The organism is Frigoribacterium sp. Leaf186 (assembly GCF_001423905.1).
Taxonomy (GTDB): domain Bacteria; phylum Actinomycetota; class Actinomycetes; order Actinomycetales; family Microbacteriaceae; genus Frigoribacterium.
Map to the genome: position 1 here is coordinate 1 of NZ_LMPQ01000010.1, position 19,449 is coordinate 19,449.

Annotated in this window: 17 protein-coding genes and 2 pseudogenes; 11 read left to right on the forward strand and 8 right to left on the reverse strand. The window is 68.9% G+C overall.

What is annotated here, in order from left to right:
- Positions 1 to 161 precede the first annotated feature (161 nt).
- A complete protein-coding gene (locus ASG05_RS16835) occupies positions 162 to 995 on the forward strand; it encodes a phosphoribosyltransferase family protein (RefSeq protein WP_235491432.1) in 834 nt (277 codons plus the stop codon).
- Positions 996 to 2,060: 1,065 nt separating this feature from the next.
- Here ASG05_RS16835 and ASG05_RS06780 read toward each other — a convergent pair.
- Positions 2,061 to 3,002: a GlxA family transcriptional regulator gene (locus ASG05_RS06780; RefSeq protein ID WP_056259251.1), complete on the reverse strand. Its 942-nt coding sequence runs from the start codon at positions 3,000 to 3,002 to the stop codon at positions 2,061 to 2,063.
- A gap of 107 nt (positions 3,003 to 3,109) precedes the next feature.
- Between ASG05_RS06780 and ASG05_RS06785 the strand changes: the two genes are divergently transcribed.
- Complete coding sequence (locus ASG05_RS06785; protein WP_056259254.1) at positions 3,110 to 3,421, forward strand: putative quinol monooxygenase; 312 nt, start codon at positions 3,110 to 3,112, stop codon at positions 3,419 to 3,421.
- Positions 3,422 to 3,528: 107 nt separating this feature from the next.
- Positions 3,529 to 3,969 (forward strand): annotated as a pseudogene (locus tag ASG05_RS15810) (ISL3 family transposase); the annotation flags it as partial.
- Positions 3,970 to 4,004: 35 nt separating this feature from the next.
- Here ASG05_RS15810 and ASG05_RS06795 read toward each other — a convergent pair.
- On the reverse strand, positions 4,005 to 5,234 hold the full coding sequence (locus ASG05_RS06795; RefSeq protein WP_056259257.1) for an MFS transporter: 1,230 nt from the start codon (positions 5,232 to 5,234) through the stop codon (positions 4,005 to 4,007).
- A 90-nt stretch (positions 5,235 to 5,324) separates the two neighbouring features.
- Here ASG05_RS06795 and ASG05_RS06800 point away from each other — a divergent pair, with 90 nt between their 5' ends.
- The 3 genes from ASG05_RS06800 (at position 5,325) to ASG05_RS16260 (ending at position 7,748) form a co-directional block, all read left to right on the forward strand.
- A complete protein-coding gene (locus ASG05_RS06800) occupies positions 5,325 to 6,020 on the forward strand; it encodes a GntR family transcriptional regulator (protein WP_056260688.1) in 696 nt (231 codons plus the stop codon).
- 322 nt (positions 6,021 to 6,342) lie between these two features.
- On the forward strand, positions 6,343 to 6,771 hold the full coding sequence (locus tag ASG05_RS06805) for a hypothetical protein (RefSeq protein ID WP_056259260.1): 429 nt from the start codon (positions 6,343 to 6,345) through the stop codon (positions 6,769 to 6,771).
- Positions 6,772 to 7,373: 602 nt separating this feature from the next.
- Entirely contained in the window at positions 7,374 to 7,748 is a 375-nt protein-coding gene (locus ASG05_RS16260) for a hypothetical protein (RefSeq protein ID WP_157490118.1), read from the forward strand.
- Positions 7,749 to 8,076: 328 nt separating this feature from the next.
- On the opposite strand, the pseudogene ASG05_RS06815 reads toward ASG05_RS16260, so the two are convergent.
- Positions 8,077 to 8,646: pseudogene (locus tag ASG05_RS06815) on the reverse strand (recombinase family protein).
- A gap of 372 nt (positions 8,647 to 9,018) precedes the next feature.
- Positions 9,019 to 9,756, reverse strand: coding sequence for a hypothetical protein (locus ASG05_RS06820; RefSeq protein ID WP_157490119.1), 738 nt, complete (start codon positions 9,754 to 9,756; stop codon positions 9,019 to 9,021).
- 635 nt (positions 9,757 to 10,391) lie between these two features.
- On the opposite strand from ASG05_RS06820, the gene ASG05_RS06825 reads away from it, so the two are divergent.
- Complete coding sequence (locus ASG05_RS06825; protein WP_056259269.1) at positions 10,392 to 10,778, forward strand: iron chaperone; 387 nt, start codon at positions 10,392 to 10,394, stop codon at positions 10,776 to 10,778.
- 168 nt (positions 10,779 to 10,946) lie between these two features.
- On the opposite strand, the gene ASG05_RS06830 is transcribed toward ASG05_RS06825, so the two are convergent.
- Positions 10,947 to 11,357, reverse strand: coding sequence for an ester cyclase (locus ASG05_RS06830; protein WP_157490120.1), 411 nt, complete (start codon positions 11,355 to 11,357; stop codon positions 10,947 to 10,949).
- 170 nt (positions 11,358 to 11,527) lie between these two features.
- Here ASG05_RS06830 and ASG05_RS06835 point away from each other — a divergent pair, with 170 nt between their 5' ends.
- Positions 11,528 to 12,427 carry an SDR family oxidoreductase gene (locus ASG05_RS06835; protein ID WP_056259275.1) on the forward strand — a complete coding sequence of 300 codons (900 nt, stop codon included), beginning with the start codon at positions 11,528 to 11,530 and terminating at the stop codon, positions 12,425 to 12,427.
- Positions 12,428 to 12,642: 215 nt separating this feature from the next.
- Here the strand turns inward: ASG05_RS06835 and ASG05_RS06840 are convergent, their stop codons facing one another.
- Positions 12,643 to 15,096: an excinuclease ABC subunit UvrA gene (locus tag ASG05_RS06840; protein WP_082486536.1), complete on the reverse strand. Its 2,454-nt coding sequence runs from the start codon at positions 15,094 to 15,096 to the stop codon at positions 12,643 to 12,645.
- 186 nt (positions 15,097 to 15,282) lie between these two features.
- Here ASG05_RS06840 and ASG05_RS17035 point away from each other — a divergent pair, with 186 nt between their 5' ends.
- Positions 15,283 to 16,707, forward strand: coding sequence for a hypothetical protein (locus ASG05_RS17035; RefSeq protein ID WP_369814044.1), 1,425 nt, complete (start codon positions 15,283 to 15,285; stop codon positions 16,705 to 16,707).
- Between the two features lie 155 nt (positions 16,708 to 16,862).
- On the opposite strand, the gene ASG05_RS06850 is transcribed toward ASG05_RS17035, so the two are convergent.
- Positions 16,863 to 17,366: a GIY-YIG nuclease family protein gene (locus ASG05_RS06850; RefSeq protein ID WP_056260690.1), complete on the reverse strand. Its 504-nt coding sequence runs from the start codon at positions 17,364 to 17,366 to the stop codon at positions 16,863 to 16,865.
- A gap of 203 nt (positions 17,367 to 17,569) precedes the next feature.
- On the reverse strand, positions 17,570 to 17,803 hold the full coding sequence (locus tag ASG05_RS06855; protein ID WP_056259281.1) for a PLDc N-terminal domain-containing protein: 234 nt from the start codon (positions 17,801 to 17,803) through the stop codon (positions 17,570 to 17,572).
- A gap of 56 nt (positions 17,804 to 17,859) precedes the next feature.
- Between ASG05_RS06855 and ASG05_RS06860 the strand changes: the two genes are divergently transcribed.
- On the forward strand, positions 17,860 to 18,075 hold the full coding sequence (locus ASG05_RS06860) for a hypothetical protein (protein WP_369814053.1): 216 nt from the start codon (positions 17,860 to 17,862) through the stop codon (positions 18,073 to 18,075).
- A 255-nt stretch (positions 18,076 to 18,330) separates the two neighbouring features.
- The gene (locus ASG05_RS06865; protein WP_082486537.1) at positions 18,331 to 19,386 is read left to right on the forward strand and encodes a Gfo/Idh/MocA family protein; all 1,056 of its coding nucleotides are present in this window, start codon (positions 18,331 to 18,333) and stop codon (positions 19,384 to 19,386) included.
- Positions 19,387 to 19,449 lie beyond the last annotated feature (63 nt).

Genomic DNA, 19,449 nt, shown 5'->3' on the forward strand with positions numbered 1-19,449 from the left:
GACCGTTTCCGCCCACGCTCACCGACGACACGGAACGACCACGACGGCGTCCTCTCCGAGTGCGCTCGCCCCACAGCAAGTGATCCAGTGGGGGATCCCCTATCGGATTACCCGACGGGCATTCTGCGGCTGCTCATCTCTGCGCCTGCCATTCTCAGCAGGTGCTGGGCAGTGTTGCCATCGTGTCGTTGGGCTTTTTCGTGTGGTCCATTGTTCGAATGGTTCAAGTTCGCAGGTCCCGAGCAGCCGGCCAAACGCCAGACAAGAAGTTCGTTCAAGACAGCAGGATCGTCCTAGCCCTGTCTGCCCTGGCGGTGATCGCAACGTTTTTCGTCGGCATGGTGTTGCTGCCTCGTTCTCAAAGTCGACTCTCGTTACAGCCACCGATCATCTATCGGGACGGCTCGAGCGAGGTCGCCACAGCTCACTGGCATGATCGTTGTGTGCATGCCGAACCCCCTGTCATTGAGCGACTCAAGCACGCTTTCTTGTGGCGAGGTGATCGAACAGACTCTGTTTCTCGGGCCGATGTCACGCGGTGGTGGCGCGATGCCGACACGCTCAACGAACTGGGGCCAGGTCTGGCACAGCTCTTCCCTGACGCTTCACCGACCGTCGTCATGGGGACCGAATCAAGAGGCAGTCTGCTCGGGGTCCTCACTGCACAGCACCTTCACACCGGCTTCGCCGAGGTGCGAAAGAATCCTGAAAGAGCAGCGGACAGCGACGCCTGGTGGGAGACCGTCACGGGCCCCGACTACCAAGATCGGAACCTCCACCTCGGAGTGCGCCGGGCCCTTCTGAAAGCCGGCGACAGGGTGCTCTTCGTCGACGACTGGATCGCGACGGGGGCACAGGCCCAAGCCTGCCACCGCCTGGTCAAGATGAGCGGCGCGTCGTGGGTCGGGGCAGCGATTGTCGTAGACGGCCTCGAAAGGACATCTCTTCGTCGATCCCTCACGCTTCGTTCACTGCTATCGGTTCGGGACCTCTAGCCCGGCCTCGTCCGGCCCGTAAAACGATCCCCTGTCGGGCAAATGATTTCAAGGTTCGGGCGCACAACGTCGACAGCCAATCCCGGCATGCCGCCAAACGGCGTTGGCTCCGCCATCATGGGCGGAGCCAACTCCCTCAACGTAGAGCCCATGCCGAAGCAACTGATGACCTATCCAACTGAGGTCGTCCGATGCTACAGACACCTATTCCAGGTAGACGACGTACCGAAAGGCGCGTCGCCGGCGCCACGAACATCGTGTCCGGCTTCATCTTGCGCCGGCAGGTCTGGCGCAAAAAGAAACCCGATGCCGACCGCTGACCGATCGTCTAACGGGCACCACCCACACGACGGAGGTGTCACAATGCGCACGTGCAATCTCACGCAGCCCGCAGACGCCGTCGCTTAGCTATCGCTCTTGTCGTCGCCGGCCTAGTGATGCTCCTTGCCCCAGTTCTTGCTGGCGCGATCGCGCCGGACATTGCGTGGGTGGCTTGGGTCGCCCGCTCTCTTCCCGCCGCTCTTGCGGTTGCAGGCATCATGGTCTGGTACCGGGCAGACAAGGTCTTCGACCGCGGTTTCGAGCCAGAAGGGCCGTCAGACGACGAGTCTCACGATGCGTGAGCGTTAATCGATCGTCTAACGGACGCCCGATCACCTTCCTATCAAACCGGCTCTTCCCAGATGCAGGTGTAGGTCGGCCGGGCGCGTCGGTCCGCAGATAGACGTCGAGGTCTCCCGACGATGGAGGTTCCTACGCCATCCATCCGAAAGACCTCGACGTGTACGACGCTACCCCGCCGGCCGGCTTCGGCCGCCCTGACCTAATTGCCTTAGCGGCTCATCCCAATTGGCTCTGATCGGGTCTGCTGACCCTCTCGACGAGAATGCAGCGACATCACAGCCACCCAACCCCGACAGGCCGGGAAGCCGGGGCACGTCACATGGGCTGTGCTGCGGGCGTGTCGAGTGGGTAGTCCAGGGGCGACGCAGGAGCGTCGACGCGACGTGCTGAGAGGTGGTTCCCACCGAGCGCTAGGACACAAGCTACAGGCATGGCAATAGGTCAGGAACGGCGTCGCTCCCTGCGCAGGAGGGAGCGCAGAGTCTCGGCGTTCGCGTAGCCGACCCGTAGCGCGATCTCGGCGGAGGTGAGGTCCGTGGTTGCTGAGAGGTGCCGAGCTCGTTCGATGCGAAGCCGTTGCACGAAGCCGAGCGGAGTGAGGTTGAGCGCCGCACGGACTCGTCGTTCGAGGGTGCGCCGGCTGGTGCCGAGCGACTGCGCGACGAAGGCGACGTTGAACGGTTCGTCCAGGCGGGCGCGCACGAAGCGTTCGAACTCGACGACGATCGGGTCCTCGTGCCGGAGATGTTCGTAGGCGACGAAAGCCGCCTGCGACGGACGCTCGTCGATGATGAGGAGCTTGGCGACATGTTGGGCCAGGTCGGGGCTGATCGATCGCACGAGTGAGAGCGCGAGGTCGATGTGGGCGAAGGCTGCGCCGGCGGTGACGAGGTTCCCGTCGACCACGACCATGGTGTCGAGATCGAGGGCGACGGTCGGATAGCGCTTCAGGAAATCCGGCCCCAGGAACCAGCTGGTCGTCGCCCGCCGATGATGCATCCGTCCGGTCTCGGCGACGGCGAACACGCCGGTGCACGCCGCGGCGATCCGGGTGGTCGCGTCGTCGAGGCGCCCGAGTGAGGCGATGACCGAACGAGCATCTCGGCTCTGGAGTGCGTCGTGGGTCGCGGCGGCCGTAAGGGTTCCAAGCGCAGGGACGACGACCACGTCGAACTCTCCGGACTCCGGCAGCGGGTGGTCCACCGACAGGGTCATCGATGCCGTCGTGGTCACTCGCCGTTTCGGTCCGAGGATGGCGAGTTCGATCGGTTCGATCCGCGGGTCGACATCGCCGCGGGCTCCGTCGGCCACCCGCACGATGTCGATGACCGACGCGACCGCCGAACCAAGGCAGCCGTCGATCGCGATCAGTCCGATACGCATGGCGTGAATAATAGCAATACTGCCGTTTACGCCACTCCCCATCGGCCCTCGCTCGTCATAGGCTGAACTCAAACCACGAAGAACCCCGACTTCAAGGAGAACCCCTCATGTCCACACCCGTGTCACTTCCGTATGCCTTCGTCGCCAAGATCGTCGCGGCCGATGGACAGCGCGACGCGGTCGCTGATTTGCTCGCCGGCGCTGTCGCACTCGCCAACGAAGAAGTAGGAACGATTGTCTGGTTCGCGGCTAGGACCCACGCCGACACCTTCTGGATCTTCGATGCATTCCCCGACGAGGCCGCTCGCGACGCCCACGCCAACGGCGCCATCGTCGCAGCCCTGATGGCCAACCAGCACCTCCTCAGCGCAGCACCCGAGATCCTGGCGGCCGACGTCCTCGCGTCCAAGCTTCCGTAGTCCGCCAACGCAAAAGACGACCGCGCCCCGCCGAGTCGGTCCGCAGATAGACGTCGAGGTCTCCCGACGATGGAGGTTCCTACGCCATCCATCCGCTAGACCTCGACGTGTCCGTCGCTACCCCGCCGGCCGGCTTCGGCCGCCCTGACCTGACCGCCTTCGCTCGACTCGACAGCCTCTGTCTGAGCGTGATCGGGCAACGACTTGAACCGGATCGTGCGGTCCTCGCGTGCCGCGTGGTGGAACCAGATCAGTGGTGCCGACGGTGCGGCAGAGAAGGCGCCGCTCGTGACACCGTGAAACGGCGGTTGGCCCACGAGCCGCTGGGCTGGCGACCGCCCGTGCTGGAAGTTGTAGTGCGCCGCTACCGCTGTGCCGACTGCGGACACGTGTGGCGCCAAGACACCAGCGCCGCGGCGGAGCCACGCGCGAAGCTCTCGCGCACCGGGCTGCGGTGGGCGCTGGAAGAGATCGTGGTCGCACACCTCACCGTCGCCCGTGTCGCCGAGGGGCTCGGGGTCGCGTCGCATCCGCGGCATAGCGCCCTGCCCAATGAGCGATCGGCTACCGGACCGGGCTGGGGCTACTTGGCGAGTTGGTGTGTGAAGTGGCGTCGGATGGCTATTGCGGTGATGAGTCCCAGCGCGGTCACGAGGGCGGTGGCGAGGAAGACGGCGTTGGTGCCGGTGGTGCCGCCGAGCCATCCGGCGAGGATGGGGCCGGCGACCTGGCCGATGTACTGCGCTGACACGTTGTAGCCGAGGACCAGGCCGACGCTCGTGTCAGGGAGGAGCCTGCGGATGGTGGCGACGACGGTGGGGGTGATGCCGCCGAGAGCGATACCGGTGAGGAAGCGGAGGATCGCGAAGGTGATCAGGTCGTCGGCGAAGTACTGGGCGGCGAGGAGGAGGGTTGCGGCGATCAGGCTCATGGTGAGGACCTGCAGGTGTCCGATCCGGTCGGCGAGTCTGCCGAGGTTCGGGCCGGAGAGGATCGTGCCGAACGCGGTGAGGGAGAACACGACCGCGGCGTAGATGGCGGTGTTGTCGGTCGTGCCGGTGAGGGTGCGGACGTGCTCGGCGATGATCGGCTCGACGGAGATGGTCGCGAACATCAGCAGGGTCGACAGGCTGAGCAGGGCGAGGACCGCAGGCTTCTGCGGGACGGCGGCCCAGGAGCCCGACCGCTTCGACTTCGCAGACTTCGAGCCTTGCCGCGGGATCTCTTTGAGGAACAGGGTGGTGCCGAGGAAGGCGAGGAAGATCAGTCCACCGGTTGCGAGGAACGCGCCCTGCACGCCGATGGTCTGCGCGAGGGTACCGCCGATCAAAGGGCCCGCGATGGTGCCGGCCATGATCGCGGAGGAGAGAACGCCCAGAGCCCAGGCGGAGCGGTCCTTCGGGGTCTGCGCTGCGACGAGGATGGTGGATCCGGAGGCGTAGCCGCCGAGGAGCCCGACGAGCAGGCGCAGCAGCACGAGCTGCGTGACGTCTTGAGCCAGGCCGATGAGCGACATCGCGACCGCCATTCCAAGGCTCGCCCGGATCAGCATCGGCTTCCGGCCGAACCGGTCGCCGAGGTATCCCCACAACGGGGCAGTCAGGGCCGCGGTCAGGAACGTGGCCGCGTAGGCGATCCCCGACCAGAGGGTCACCGCCGCCGGGTCCTCGACGCCGAGGTCGCGGACATAGAGGGGGAGGATCGGCAGGACAAGCGTCATGCCGATGATGGTCGTGAACGAGCCCAGCGCGCACACGAGGAGATTACGACGCCAGATCTCTGACGTGTCCGAGGCCGATCTGAGTGAGGTCATGGGTGCTCCGAGAGTGAGGGACTTCGCAGGCTTCGCCTAAGTGGTAACCCGAAATGGTATCCTCGGATGGTATACCGAAGGAAGGTCAGGATGAGTACGAGCGAGAGCGGCGTGTACCCGGGGTTGCGGGCGGCGATCCTGTCGTTGGATCTGGTGCCGGGAGAGAAGCTGAGCGAGCGGGGGCTCGAGTCCTTGCTCGGGGCGTCACGCACTCCGATCCGAGCTGCTTTGATGCGGTTGGAGAACGAGGGGCTCACTCAACGATCGGGTCGAGGGTGGCAGGTCACTCCGATCGATCTGGCCGAGGTGCGGGCCGTGATGGAGTACCGGGAAGCGGTTGAGACCGCAGCTGTTGCTCTTGCTGTCGAGCGTGCAGGTGATGACGAACTGGCCGCTCTGCGTGCGCTCATCGACATGCCCGACGGGGACGATGAAGAGAGCGGGCTTCGGGACGGCGGGGACTTCCACGTGGCTCTCGCCCGGTTGTCTCGCAACAAGTTCCTTGCCGACGCGATGAGTGGTGCGTTGACCCGGCTCAGCCGGACGCGGTGGCTTGAGGTGCGCACTCCCGAGTCCCGTGCACACGCTCGCGCGGAACATCTCGAGATCATCGCCGCCGTCCGATCGAGGGACTCCGAGAAGGCAGTAGCGCTTGTTGTTTCCCACAGCCGAGGAACCCGAGACCGCCTGCTGGGCTACTTATCCGACGAGCGGCGCCGGCTCCGCGGTCGCGGATTCGCGATCATCGAGTCGTCCACCACTCCACCACCCCTGGTTGCTGTCTGACCATTCGCACCCGGAGCGTGCAGGTGCTTCCACCGTTTGGGGAGGCGTTCGATAGACGATCGGTCACCGACCACCGGCGGATGCTAGCCACGCCCCCGCGCCTACGGAGCACCGGCTGTCTCGATAGGTCAGTCCGAAACTGATCTCGGTGAACGATCCCCTAACGGGCGCATAGCCAGAGGTGACCTTGAGTTGTGCCACGCTTGCCAGCGTGAGCGAAGTTGTGCCCTCAGAAATGGATGATGGGTTCTATAGCCCAAGACACCGGCGCCCTGACAGAACTTGCCACCGTTCGGGCCCCTGGACGCGCGCCTGGCATCTCATGGTCTACGCCGGGGCCGCTCTAGCAGCGCTGGTCGTCGCTCTACTTCTCGCCTCAGCCGTCCACGACTCGACTCAGGCGCATGTGGCAGGCACGTTCACCGAGGAGAGTTGCGAAGGCGATGGCCGGTACGGCTGCCAGAGCGTCGGCACGTGGACGAGCGACGACGGTCAGTTGACCTACCGCAGCGTCGGACTCGACGGGGCAGTGGGAACGGACGGCACCTCCCGTTCCTACGCGATACCCGATGCCATCCTCGGCGGCACCGACACCGTCCACGACAGCACCAGCAGCCCCCTCATCGGAGTCCTCGTCGCCACCATCTTGCTCGTCGTGCTCGCTCTCGGCGTCCTGCGTTCAGCCGAAAAGTGGGGCGACTTAGCGCGTCTGAGAAATTCGTGGAGACGCCGCAAAGCGTCCAGGCCCTGAAGTCTGACCGACGAAAAGACGAAAGCCACGTGGCCCGTGAGATTCCCGTGACCAAGAGTGGGCTTGCCCTATCGCCGATCGTCTATCGGGCACCCTCGGTCAGGGCCAACGCACTACTAGATGCAACACCGCCAGCATCAGCTGCCCGAATCGCAGAAGAACTTTTCTGTGGAGTGGCGCTGCTCCTTCCAGCTCTCGGGCCGTCGGCCGCACGAACAACGCATGAGGCACGCTGTTGCAGCACTTCTCTCGACCAGGGACCTGCTGCCCGTGGTCCACTTCGTACTGGCACTCCCCACAGGCGGCCGGCCCCTTAAAGGCTGAACCCCGGTGCTCTTCCCATGGGTGTTCGCAGTCCGGGCACAGCGTCTCTCGAAGCCGCCGCCGCACGGCACGGCCGGAAGCGCCTACGGGATTGCTCATGGAGCGAGTATGCAGGTTTTGCGATCCGCCCTGAAGCCGATCGTTTAAGGGGACATCCACTTCGATCTCTTCGTCTGTCAGGAAAGCTCATAGCGACATGACGCGGGCACACCCCGTTCACACGAAAGACCACCGAGAGCGCGCAAGGATCACGAACGGGATAGCCATAGGATTTCGCCATGTCTGCCTTTTGGCGTGGTCTCCGCCAGTTCGTGAGTCAGCGCCCTGAAGTAGACGAGCGCGTCCCTGAACTCTCTCGATGGGATTCTCGCGGCATCGTGGGAACCATAGGTATAGGCGATAATGCGGGGCTCAAAATCCTCGCACTAAAAGAGGTAAATGGTGCAGGGAAATACGTGAGCTACCTCCTCGAGCTGCCTTTCCCATTCATTGAGAATCCTGATTCCTCGGTTCAGATGGAGAACGGCATCTTCGATGACAATGTCCCCGGTGAGTCGGGGGGCCTTATCGATGAGCTGACGAGAGCCTTTGATGTCACGTGGTCGTGCTCATCGGCTGACGTCGACGCCTACTTTCGAGATCTGGACCGGTGAGACCCAATTGACGGGGAATCACTCCACTTCCCTCTGGACCTAGGTCATCAGGCTGAAGCAACACCCCCGTGGTGGCCCGCGAAAACGAATCGTTGAGTCGACGGCTACCGGCCTTCTAGAGATTCCCCACGGCAGCCTCCAAGAAACGCAGAACGGGGCGGGCCAGCCATCGCCAGAGCCAGAGCAGCGGCCGAGGCCACCAGTCGGGCGCCCCACTATTGGCGCGGTCCCGGCGCCGCCGGGCGCGCTCGGCACGCGTCCGGGGCTGCGGTCTACGACGTGCGCGGCCTCTAGGGCATTCCGGCAGGGGCCGCTCCGACTCCGACATCTACGCTTGCTCGGCTCTCTGGATCGCGCGGTAGACCGTCGAGCGGGCCACACCGAAGAGCTCAGCGATCTCACTGGTGGTGTGAGCGCCGGTGCGGTGCAGCTGCACGAGGTGCTTCTCCTGCGAGGCAGTGAGCTTGGGCTTTCGGCCGCGGAGCTTGCCGGCTGCCTTGGCGATCGCCATGCCCTCTCGGGTGCGGGCACGGATGAGGTCGGCTTCGAACTCGGCCACCATGCCGAGGACGTTGAACAGGAGCCGGCCAACGGGGTCGGTGGGGTCGTAGACCGCTCCCCCGAGGTTGAGGGCGACGCCCTTCTTCGTCAGCTCGTCTGCGATGTCGGTCGCGTCCCGAAGGGAGCGGGCGAGACGGTCGAGCTTCGTGACGACCAGAACGTCGCCGGCACGACATGCGGCCAGCGCTTCGCGGAGGCCCGGGCGGGCTCGAGTCGTGCCCTAGAGCCCGTGGTCAACATGCACGTGTTGATCATCAACACCGAGCGCTGCAAGACCATCACGCTGTGCTGCGAGATCCTGCCCGGAGGTCGAGACGCGTGCGTATCCGATGAGCATCCGACGACTGTAGCGTTCAGACCCCCGTCACCGGGCATTTTTGCGGGACAGGCATACGCGAATTCGCAGGCCAGGCGCCCCTTGTCCCCAGCCGGCCGAAACGGGTGCGCCGAGGTGTCCCGATGAACGACCGCCTATCGGGCAGCCGGACGCGTCGTAGACCGATTCCCTAATGAGACAAGCCCGTGGGGCCTGATCAGTGAACGGGCCTGTACCGGAGGCGAGTCGGAAACCTCACTAGAGGCAGATCGCCCTGCCCTGCGAGAACGTACTCGACCAGACGCCCTCTCTCGCCCCAACTTGGTGACCTGAGGAGCTCGGAAGAAGGTACGGCCACGACTCGACCTGTGCCACTCAGACGACTCGCGGGCCTCATTTGCGCAGGCGACGAGTGTCCAGAGGAGGCAAGTGGACGACAGGGAGGGGGCCGACGGTCTGTCCCATGGCCGGTTGAGACACTGTCAAGAGAGCGTCGTCCTCGACGGCCGTCTCCCCGTCGGGACCCACGATCACTCGAGCACTGTCAGATTCATCGGTGCCGGCCGCAAACACGAACTGCATCAGACTGGCCCAACCAGCGGTGGCGTCCGTGCGCTTGAGGCTGGCGACCGAGGAGCCACACCGAAAGGCCTTCGTGATGGACTCTCGGTCGGAGCGCTCGTCGCGCATGACGACACTGACACGTGCATAACCGTCCAAGGAAAAGACTCCTCGAAGCTGAGCCGAGTGACGCTTGTCCCTGCTGGTGCGGCGGACGCCTTCCCAGAAGAAGTCCAGCCGATCGTCCAACCCGCTTGCCAGCGCCCCCTCGAGGGCCGACCGGTCCCAGCCTCGGAGTTCGGCATGGGCTCTGAGCGCGAAAGCGAACGAGTTGCGGACCGTCTCGAGTTGGCTTCCGCGATTCAGCTCCGCGAACTCCCGGGGGACTTCTGCACGACACCCCTCCCACCCCATCCGCTTCAGCTCGATCGTGTCCACACCGACGGCGTGGGCCGACGTGGGCACCGTCGACACCCGAAATTGACGGTAGGCAGCAACGACTCCAGCCTCAGCCACAGCCCACGAGAGTCGCTCTCCCACCCCGACGGCTATCCGCGCGAACGCGTCCACAGCCGGGTCCCGATCCCACGGACGATCTGGCCAGCCACTTGGTGGATGCGCGAATATCTCTTGGAGTATTGGCATGGTCTACCTGCAGCTCTGATATTGACCCGGGGGGCGGTGTTTATAGTTGTTGTGATTACGCTACATTGGACACGCCTCTTCGATCCTTGTTGAACTCATGAGTTCGAGCCGTAGGGATCATCTGGCGGAGGAAGCCATTCCGATAACGAGGCCCTCAGAAGGTCTTTGTCTTCAGCAGACTGCGCGAGGATGTCGAACCCGCCGTCACACGGACTGAGACACCGGGAACACGATTCGTCAGTGAACAACATGGCAGAAATATCGTCGGCGGCTGCATCCGACAAGGCCCGCAAAGTGTCAGCGACAAAAGGTCCCTCATGGAGCCAGAAATAGTACTTGAAACTGTCTTGGTCCTCGCCGTCACTCCACGTCGAAAGATATCTGCCGCGGGCCAACATCGCCTTGACCCTTCCGCATCTTTTTCGGCAAGCCTTTCGTGATTGGGAAGCGAGGAGCGCTCTTGCCTCGGCCTCCACGTCGGCATTGCACGGTGCGCCCGGGGGCTGGCGGCGCGGGGCGTTCCGTCGCACACTGGTGCCCAGCGAACGAGAGGACTCGTCATGAGCGACAGCGTGGTCGATCACTACATCGCGGGGTTCCCGCCCGAGAAGCACGAAGCGCTCGAGCGGGTGAGACGGGCGATCCACGCCGGGTGCTCCGGAGGGGTCGAGAGCCTGAAGTACGGCATGCCCGCCATCCGCTTCGCCGACGGCCGCACGCTCTACTTCGCGGCATGGACCCGCCATCTCGGCATCTACCCGGTCCCGCGATTCGACGGAGCCCTCGAAGGCGACGTCTCTCCGCACCGCCGCGCCAAGGACACCGTCGCCTTCGGCTGGGGCCGACCGGTGCCGGACGAGCTGGTCGAACGCATCGCACGCGCCGTGGCGTGCGGGACGGGCGCGACGTCGGACGCGCCTCCCCCGGCCTTCGCCGTCACGCGCTGACGCGACCTCGCACCCGTCGACACCCGCCGACGGGCCGGTCGAGTGGTCGCGAAACCGTCCTCCGCGTGCGACGGAAGGACGTTCTGGGACCACTCGACGCCCGAGACGAGGGACGCGGGTAGGTGGGCGAGAGGGCGGGCGGCGAGGGCGCGAGGGCAGGCCCGCGCGTCAGGCGAGGCCGAGCTGCTGCAGGATGCCCAGCACGTCCGTCGAGCCCCAGCGATCGCAGGCCTTGCCGTCGCGGTAGCCGATCACCTGCACGTTGCGCACCGTGAACCGCTTGCCGGTCGGCGCGTGACCCATGAACTCGCCCGTGTGCGTGCCCGACAGGTCGCTGATCGTGACGAACTTCGTCGGCGTCACGATCGTCTCGAGCACCGTCCGGTCGACGTCGCTGAACGACTCGCCGAACGTCTCCCAGAACCAGGCGATGCCGCCGCCGCCCTCGGGTTGCCCGTCGGCCGGGTCGTGGTCGGTGAAGTCGTCGGTGAAGCGTTCGTCGAGCGGACGCTCCTGGTCGCGCATGCGCTCGACGGCGTCCATCGTCGCCTGCCCGCCCTCGGTGATCTCGGTCGCCATGGTGCCCACTCCGTCCCGGCCACGCTCGTCGCGGCACCCGACCTGCCTACGCCCGCCGGTCGCGCCCGCCGTGTGAACCCGTACCCCGGGGCAGCAAGTCGCCCGCGGGGTACGACCCGCAGTCCGCCCGGCGTACCGTCCAGGGCACCGCGACCACGAGAGGACCCCGCATGACCCGCGACCAGTACACCTTCGCCGACCCGCGCACGCTCTACCCGACGATCAGCCCCGAGGTGCAGCACCAGGACGAGCCCGGACTGCAGTCGAAGATGACGCCCGTGCCCGACCTCGGTGAAGAGACCTACCGCGGCACCGGCCGCCTCACCGGCCGCAAGGCGCTCATCACGGGTGCCGACTCCGGCATCGGGGCCGCCGTCGCCATCGCCTACGCCCGCGAGGGTGCCGACGTGGCGCTCAACTACCTGCCGAGCGAGCAGTCCGACGCCGACCACGTGATCGCGATGATCGAGGCCGCGGGGCAGAAGGCCGTGGCCCTCCCCGGCGACCTGACCAGCGCCTCCTTCTGTCGTGAGCTGGTGCAGAAGGCGGTCGACGGGCTCGGCGGCCTGGACGCCGTCGTCAACGTCGCCGGCAAGCAGGTCTGGCACGAGGACATCGCCGACATCACGGACGAGCAGTTCGACCTGACCTTCCGCACCAACGTCTACGCGCCGTTCTGGATCGTCAAGGCGGCCGTCCCGCACCTGGCCCCCGGCTCGACCATCATCAACACGGCCTCGGCCGAGGCGCACACGCCGGCCCCCGACCGCCTCGACTACGCGGCCACCAAGGGTGCCGTCAACAACCTGTCGAAGGGCATGGCGCAGCAGCTCATCAAGAAGGGCATCCGCGTCAACGTCGTCGCCCCGGGCCCGACCTGGACGGTGCTGCAGGTCACCGACGGCGTCGACCCCGAGTCGCTGCCCGAGTTCGGCTCGAGCGAGGCGCCGCTCGGCCGTGCCGGGCAGCCCGCCGAGCAGGCTCCGGCCTACGTGTTCCTCGCGTCGGCCGAGTCGAGCTTCGTCTCGGGCGAGACGCTCAACGTGAACGGTGGCATGGTCTCGCCGTAGCCCCCGCCTGCTCCGACACAACGTGCCGCCCCCTCGACCGGTGGGCGGCACGTCGTGTCTCGTCGGGACGTCGCGAGGGCAGGAGGCGCGGGTCGCGAGGGCAGGAGGCGCGGGTCGGCTGCACCGCGCCTCCAGGGCTCCTCGGCTCGTCGGCTCGGCGGCTCGGCGGCTCGTCGGCTCGTCGTCGCGTCGTGGGCTCGTCCGCTCTCGGCGGCTCAGCCCGGCAACGCCGCCGCGAGGTACGGCGCGGTCCGGCTGCCGGACGCCCCCGCGACCTGCTCGGGCGTGCCGACGGCGAGGACGCGGCCGCCGGCGTCGCCTCCCCCGGGGCCGAGGTCGATCACGTGGTCGGCCGCGGCGACGACGCCCATGTGGTGCTCGACCACCACGACCGTGTTGCCCGCGTCGACGAGCAGCTGAAGCTGGGCGACGAGCAGCTCGACGTCGGCCGGGTGCAGCCCCGTCGTCGGCTCGTCGAGCAGGTAGAGCGTGTGCCCCGTGCGCGCCCGCTGCAGCTCGGTCGCCAGCTTGATGCGCTGCGCCTCGCCGCCCGACAGCTCGGTCGCCGGCTGCCCGAGCCGCAGGTAGCCGAGCCCCACCTGCCGCAGCGTCTCGAGGGCCCGGGAGGCGCTGGTCACCTCGGTCAAGAAGGTCGCAGCCTCGTCCACCGTCATCGCGAGCACGTCCGCGACCGTCGCCCCGCGCCAGGTGACCTCGAGGGTCTCGGGGTTGAACCGGGCGCCGTGGCACTCGGGGCAGGGCGAGTAGCTGCCCGGTAGGAACAGCAGTTCGACCGAGACGAACCCCTCGCCCTGGCAGACCTCGCAGCGGCCTCCGACGACGTTGAACGAGAAGCGTCCGGCACCGTAGCCGCGCTCCCGCGCCAGGTCGGTCGCCGCGAAGGCCTGCCGCACGGCGTCGAACAGGCCCGTGTAGGTCGCGAGGTTCGACCGCGGCGTCCGGCCGATCGGCTTCTGGTCGACCTGCACGACGCGGTCGACCCGCTCGTGCCCGGTCGCGGTCTCGGCCAGCACGCCGCCGACCAGCGTCGACTTGCCCGAACCCGACACCCCGGTCACCGCGGTCAGGACGCCGAGCGGCAGGTCGACGTCGACGCCGTCGAGGTTGTGGCGGGTGACGCCCCGCAGCTCGAGCGTGTCCACCCGTTCGCGGCGGACGGGCGGCTCGCCCTGGGCGCGACCGGCGACGGGCGGCTCGAGGAAGCGTCGCGTGACCGAGTCGGCGACCCCGGCGAGCCCGGCGACGGGCCCGCTGTAGAGCACCGCGCCTCCTTGGCTGCCGGCCCCCGGGCCGACGTCGACGACCCAGTCGGCGCGGCGCACGATGCTCATGTCGTGCTCGACGACGAAGACCGAGTTGCCGCTCGCGCGCAGCCGTTCGAGCACCTCGACGAGCGACTCGGCGTCGGCGGGGTGCAGGCCCGCGCTCGGCTCGTCGAGCACGTAGACGACTCCGAACAGGCCCGACCGCAGCTGCGTCGCGATGCGCAGCCGCTGCATCTCGCCCGGCGAGAGGGTGGGCGTCGCCCGGCCGAGGCTGAGGTAGCCGAGCCCGAGGTCGTCGAGCACGGTCGTGCGGGCCAGCAGGTCGGCGGCGATGCGGACGGCGACCTCGGTGACCTCGCCCGACGACGCGTTCGACACCGCGGCGGACGCGCTCGTCAGGGTGGCGGTCGGCCGCAGCACGTCGCCCAGCTCGGCGATCGGCAGGGCGTTCAGCTCGGCGATCGTGCGGCCCGCGAAAGTCACCGCGAGCGCCGCCCGGGTCAGTCCGCTGCCGCCGCAGAGCGAACACGGCCCGCTCTCGACGTACCGCAGCACCTTGGTGCGCTGCGTCTCGCTCTGCGAGTCGGCGAGGGTGTGCATGACGAAGGCGCGGGCGCTCCAGAAGCGGCCCTTGTACGGCTTGGCGACCCGGTCGCGCTGGGGGTTCACCTCGACGACGGGCTGCTCGTCGGTGTACAGCAGCCAGTCGCGGTCGGCCTGGGGCAGGTCGCGCCAGGGGCGGTCGATGTCGTAGCCGAGGACGCTCGTGACGTCGCGGAGGTTCTTGCCCTGCCAGGCTCCGGGCCAGGCGGTGATCGCGCCGCCGCGGATGCTCAGCGAGGGGTCGTGGACGGCCGACGACTCGGTCACCTCGTGGGCGACGCCGAGGCCGTGGCAGCGCGGGCAGGCCCCGGCGACGGTGTTCGGCGAGAACGAGTCGGACTCGAGGCGGTCGGCACCGGCGGGGTAGCTGCCGGCCCGCGAGTAGAGCATCCGCATCGAGTTCGAGAGGGTGGTCAGGGTGCCGACGGTCGAGCGTGAGCTCGGGGCGCCGCGACGCTGCTGCAGGGCGACGGCCGGGGGCAGGCCCGTGATCTCGTCGACGTGCGGTGTGCCGCCCTGCGCGATCAGCCGGCGCGCGTAGGGGGCGACGGACTCGAAGAACCGGCGCTGCGCCTCGGCGAAGATCGTGCCGAAGGCCAGCGACGACTTGCCCGAGCCCGAGACGCCCGTGAACGCGACGATGCTGTTGCGCGGCACGTCGACGTCGACCGCGCGCAGGTTGTTCTCGCGCGCGCCGCGCACGCGGACGAAGCCGCGGGCGTGGACGTCGGCGGGGGCTGCGGCGGGGGTGGGCACGTCGGGAGGCGCGGTATCGGGCATCCGGTCGATGGTACGGGTGTCGGGGGTGTCCGGGCCGGGGCGGGTCGGGTCGGGCCGGCCGGGTTGCGTCTCGCCGAACCCCGTTCACGAAGACGAACCCCGTTTTCCCGTGGTTCGTCTTCGTGAACGGGGTTCATGGTCTGAACGGCAGGTCCGGATGTCGGTGGCCCGTCGTACCGTGTGCGCGTGCCCGAGCCGATCGCCGCCTGGTGGGCGCGACGCCAGACGTCGCGCGGCCTCGCCGTGCCCTACGCGGTGGGCAGCTACCGCGAGGCGTGGGCGTCGTACCCGGTGCTCGTGCGGCAGTACCGCCCCGAGCACAACGGGGGCGTCGTGCTCAGCCAGATCCCGCCCGCGGCCGACGTGTGGCTGTGCTGGCTCTGCGACGCCGGCCACGTGTTCGTCGCCACTCCCGACGAGCAGCGGCACCGGCCGGGGCGCGAGCGACGCCGGTCGTCGTGGTGCCCCACCTGCAGCGAACTGGCCGCGCCGCGCGCGCTGCCGATGCGCCCGCCGATGGCTCCTGCAGCGGCCGTGCGGGCACAGGCCGACGCCGTGCGACGGCAGACCGCGGTCGCGCGCGAGCAGAACGCGCTCGCGCGAGAGCGGGCTGCGGCCGGCGGCGAGCCGGTTGCGGGTCTGCCGGCGCAGGCGCCGTCGGCCGGGACCTCGTCGGTGCCGGGCTCGCCACTGCAGAGCTCATCGGTTCCGGGCTGGCCGCTGCAGAGCCCATCGGTGCCGGGCTCGATGGCGCCGACCCCGCCCCCAGGAGGCGCGGTGCCCGGAGCCCCGCCACCTCCGCCCCGGCGGCGCCGCTCCGCGAGCACGGGCCTGCCCTCGACGACGCCACGGCCGGACGCGATCCTCGATCCGGGCATCCGCACCTCCGAGCCGAGCCGCACCTCCCAGCCGAGCGGCACCTCCCAGCCCGCCCGCGCCTCGGAGCCCGCGCGCGCCTCGCAGCCGAGCGGCACCTCCCAGCCCGCCCGCGCCTCCGAGTCGGCGCGCCCCTCCCAGCCGAGCCGTACCTCCCAGCCGAGCCGCGCCTCCCAGCCGAGCCGCGCCTCCGAGCCCGCCCGCGCCTCGCAGCCGAGCCGCGCCTCCCGGTCCGGTCGCGCCCCGCGGCCGACGCGGGCCTCGCGTCCGGTCTGCGACAAGACGCCGGCGCTGCCGACGGGCACTCCCTTCACCAGCGTGTGTGCGCCGAAGCCGGCGTCGGCGGTCGAGGCCGAGCTGCGGGCCGAGCTGACGGCCCGGCTCGAGTTCGAGCCCGGGCTGAACGCCGTGCGCGTCGGGCGTCCGTTCTTCGACCACGTCGAGGTCTGGCCAGACATCGTGCTGAGCGAGCTGCGGATCGCGATCGAGTACGACTCGACCGGGCGGCACGGGCTCGAGCACGTCGGACACCGCGAGACCGCCGACCGGCGCAAGGACGCAGCCCTCCGCGCGGCCGGCTGGCAGGTCGTGCGACTGCGCACGGGCAAGCTGCCGCCCCTCGGCCCGCACGACCTGCAGCTCTCGGGGCTGACCCGGCAGACGGTGCCGCTGCTGCTCGACGAACTGCGCGCCATCCGCGGCCCGCTGCTCGTCGACGCCTACCTGCGCCCCTGACCCCGGCGCCTCATCGCCCCCGCCTGACCTCGGCACCGTCGACCCGCGCGATCGCACCGCCTCCTGGACGTCGCACCGTCGAATGTGGCGGTGCGATGTCCAGGAGGCGGTGCGATGCGCACGTGGCACACGGCACACGGCACGCCGCAGGCAGGTCAGCCGCGCAGAGCTAGGGCCTCGCTGCGCCAGCGGGCGTACCGCTGCCACGGGTCGTCGACCCCTGCCGCGAGCGCCGCGACATGGGCGTCGAGCTCGGTGCTGGGCGCGAACCACTCGGTGCGGCCGAAGCGCGTCGCCGCGAACTGCCCGTGCCGCCGCCGCTCGACCACGCGATCGCCCCGCTCGAACGCCAGCAGCTCGTCGTGCCAGAGGGCGCCCAGGCGCTGCCGCGGGTTCGACGAGGTGCCGATCTTGATGCGGTCGTCGAAGCGGATGTAGTAGACGACGTCGACCCGCACGACCCCGAGCTCGGCGTCGGGCACGTCGCCCTGGCGCCACTCGCAGACGGCGCAAAGCCAGCCCGACGGCCAGTGCACGCCGAGCCGCGAGCCGCAGGCGAGGCACGGCGACGGCAGCAGGTCGGTCACCCCGTCGCCCGAGCCCTCGCGTGCCGCCACCCAGTCGGCGGCGAGGGCCAGGTGCCGGTCGCAGAGCGGCACGGGCGACGACTCGTCGACCGGGCGACCGCAGGCGGTCTCGAGGGGCCCACCCGCGCCTCCGCGGCAGGCGTCGGGTTCGGGCGGGGGGAGGGTCACCTCGGCAGGCTAGACGCGACCGCCGACAGTCGAGCCGTCCGGAGCTGGGCCGTGCCACTCGGGGCGGGGCCGTGTCCACCCGGAGGCGGGGCCGTGCTTCGCCTGGGCTACTCGTGCTCGCGATCGATGCGGAGGCCCAGCGGGTGCGGCCCGAGCAACAGCCAGACGGCCCCGGCGCCGATCGGGAAGAGCACGGCGGCGACCGTCCAGACGGTGCGCTCGAGCGGGGTCGTGTCGGCTCGCCGGCGGACGGCCCGGACGATGCTCACGACGATCGCGAGGTACACGACGGCGACGATGATCGCCACCACGGCCGGACCCCAGTCACCCCATTCACTCATGCCTCCAGCCTAGGGCGCGGTGCCCGCCACGACACGGTGCCCGTCGCCCGGCGACGATCTGGAGCCGGCACGCGGTGCTCCAACGCTTCGACGACCGCACGACGCTGCTGCACCCCGAACTCGGCCGCATCGAGGTGGACTGCCAGGCGCTCTTCACCGAGGACCAGTCGCAGACCCGGCTCGTGCTGACGGCGACGCCCGGCTCGGACGACGACGCCAAGCTGCGCTTGCTCGACGTGATCGGCGTGGGGCGGTTCGCCGAGCAGGGCTGAGCGTGGTGCGCGGGCGGGCACGTCCGGGCCCAGGGTCGCCGCACCACGTCCCGGCCCAGGGTCGCCGCATGCCGTCGTGCGGTCGCCCGCCGGACCGGTCGTCCTCCCCCGGAGCCTGATCCGGTACGTACCGGATCGACCGAAGCGCGGGGAACCCTCCCTCCCACGCGCACCACACCCGGGCCCACACCCGCACCCGCACCCGCACCCGCGAAGATGGACGCACGCACGACGACGTGACACCGAGGAGACCGCATGCCCACGCAGACCCCCAGCACCCCGAGCACCCCGAGCACCCCGAGCTTCCCCGCCGCGACGGCCGTCCCGCTGCGCGGCGGGCCGACCCTGCGCTGGGGCGTGATCGGCCCGGGCGAGATCGCCGGTGACTTCACCGACGCGCTGCACGCGCACACCGACCAGCGCGTGGTCGCCGTGGCGTCGCGCAGCCTCGACCGGGCCGAGGCGTTCGCCCGCGCCCACGGCGTCGACTCGGCCTACGGGGACCAGGAGGCGCTGGTCGCCTCCCCGGACGTCGACGTCGTCTACGTGGCCACGCCCCACACGCGGCATCTGCCGGACGCGCTGACCGCGATCCGGGCCGGCAAGCACGTCCTGATCGAGAAGCCGATGGCGACCAGTACGGCCGAGGCCGACGAGATCGCGGCCGCGGCGAGCGCCGCCGGAGTCCTCGCCATGGAGGCGCTCTGGACCCGCTACCTGCCGCACACCACCGTCATCGCCGAACTGCTCGCCGACGGCGCGATCGGCGACATACGACTCGCCACCGCCGACGTGGCCTGGGCGAACGACCTCTCGGCCGGCGGGCGCATGGCCGACCCCGTGCTCGGCGGCGGAGCCCTGCTCGACATCGGCGTCTACGCCTTCTGGTTCACCCAGTTCGCGACCGGCCACCCCGTCGAGTGGCACGCCACCGGCTCGACCCGGGCCGACGGGGTCGACCTCGACGCCGCCGTCGTCACCCGCACGGCCGACGGCGTGCTCGCGACCGCCGCCACGAGCCTGTTGACCACCTCACCCGGGCTCGGCACCATCTCGGGCACGACCGGGTCGATCCGCACGTTGCAGAACCTGGTCTTCCCTGCGACGTTCGAGCTGACCACGGGCACCGGTTCGGCCGTCTGGAGCGACCCGTCCGTGCCCACCGGCCGACAGGGGCTCGCCTACCAGGCGACGGCACTCGCGTCCTACGTGGACGCCGGGCTGCGCGACTCGCCCCTGCACTCGCTGACCGACTCGAGGTCGCTGCTCGCGACGATCGAGGCGACCCGCGCCTCCTTGACGGTCGTCTGACCCGCGAGTCGACCGCGCCGGACGAGCGGGTCGCGGATCAGGAGGCGCGGGTCGGCCCGTGCG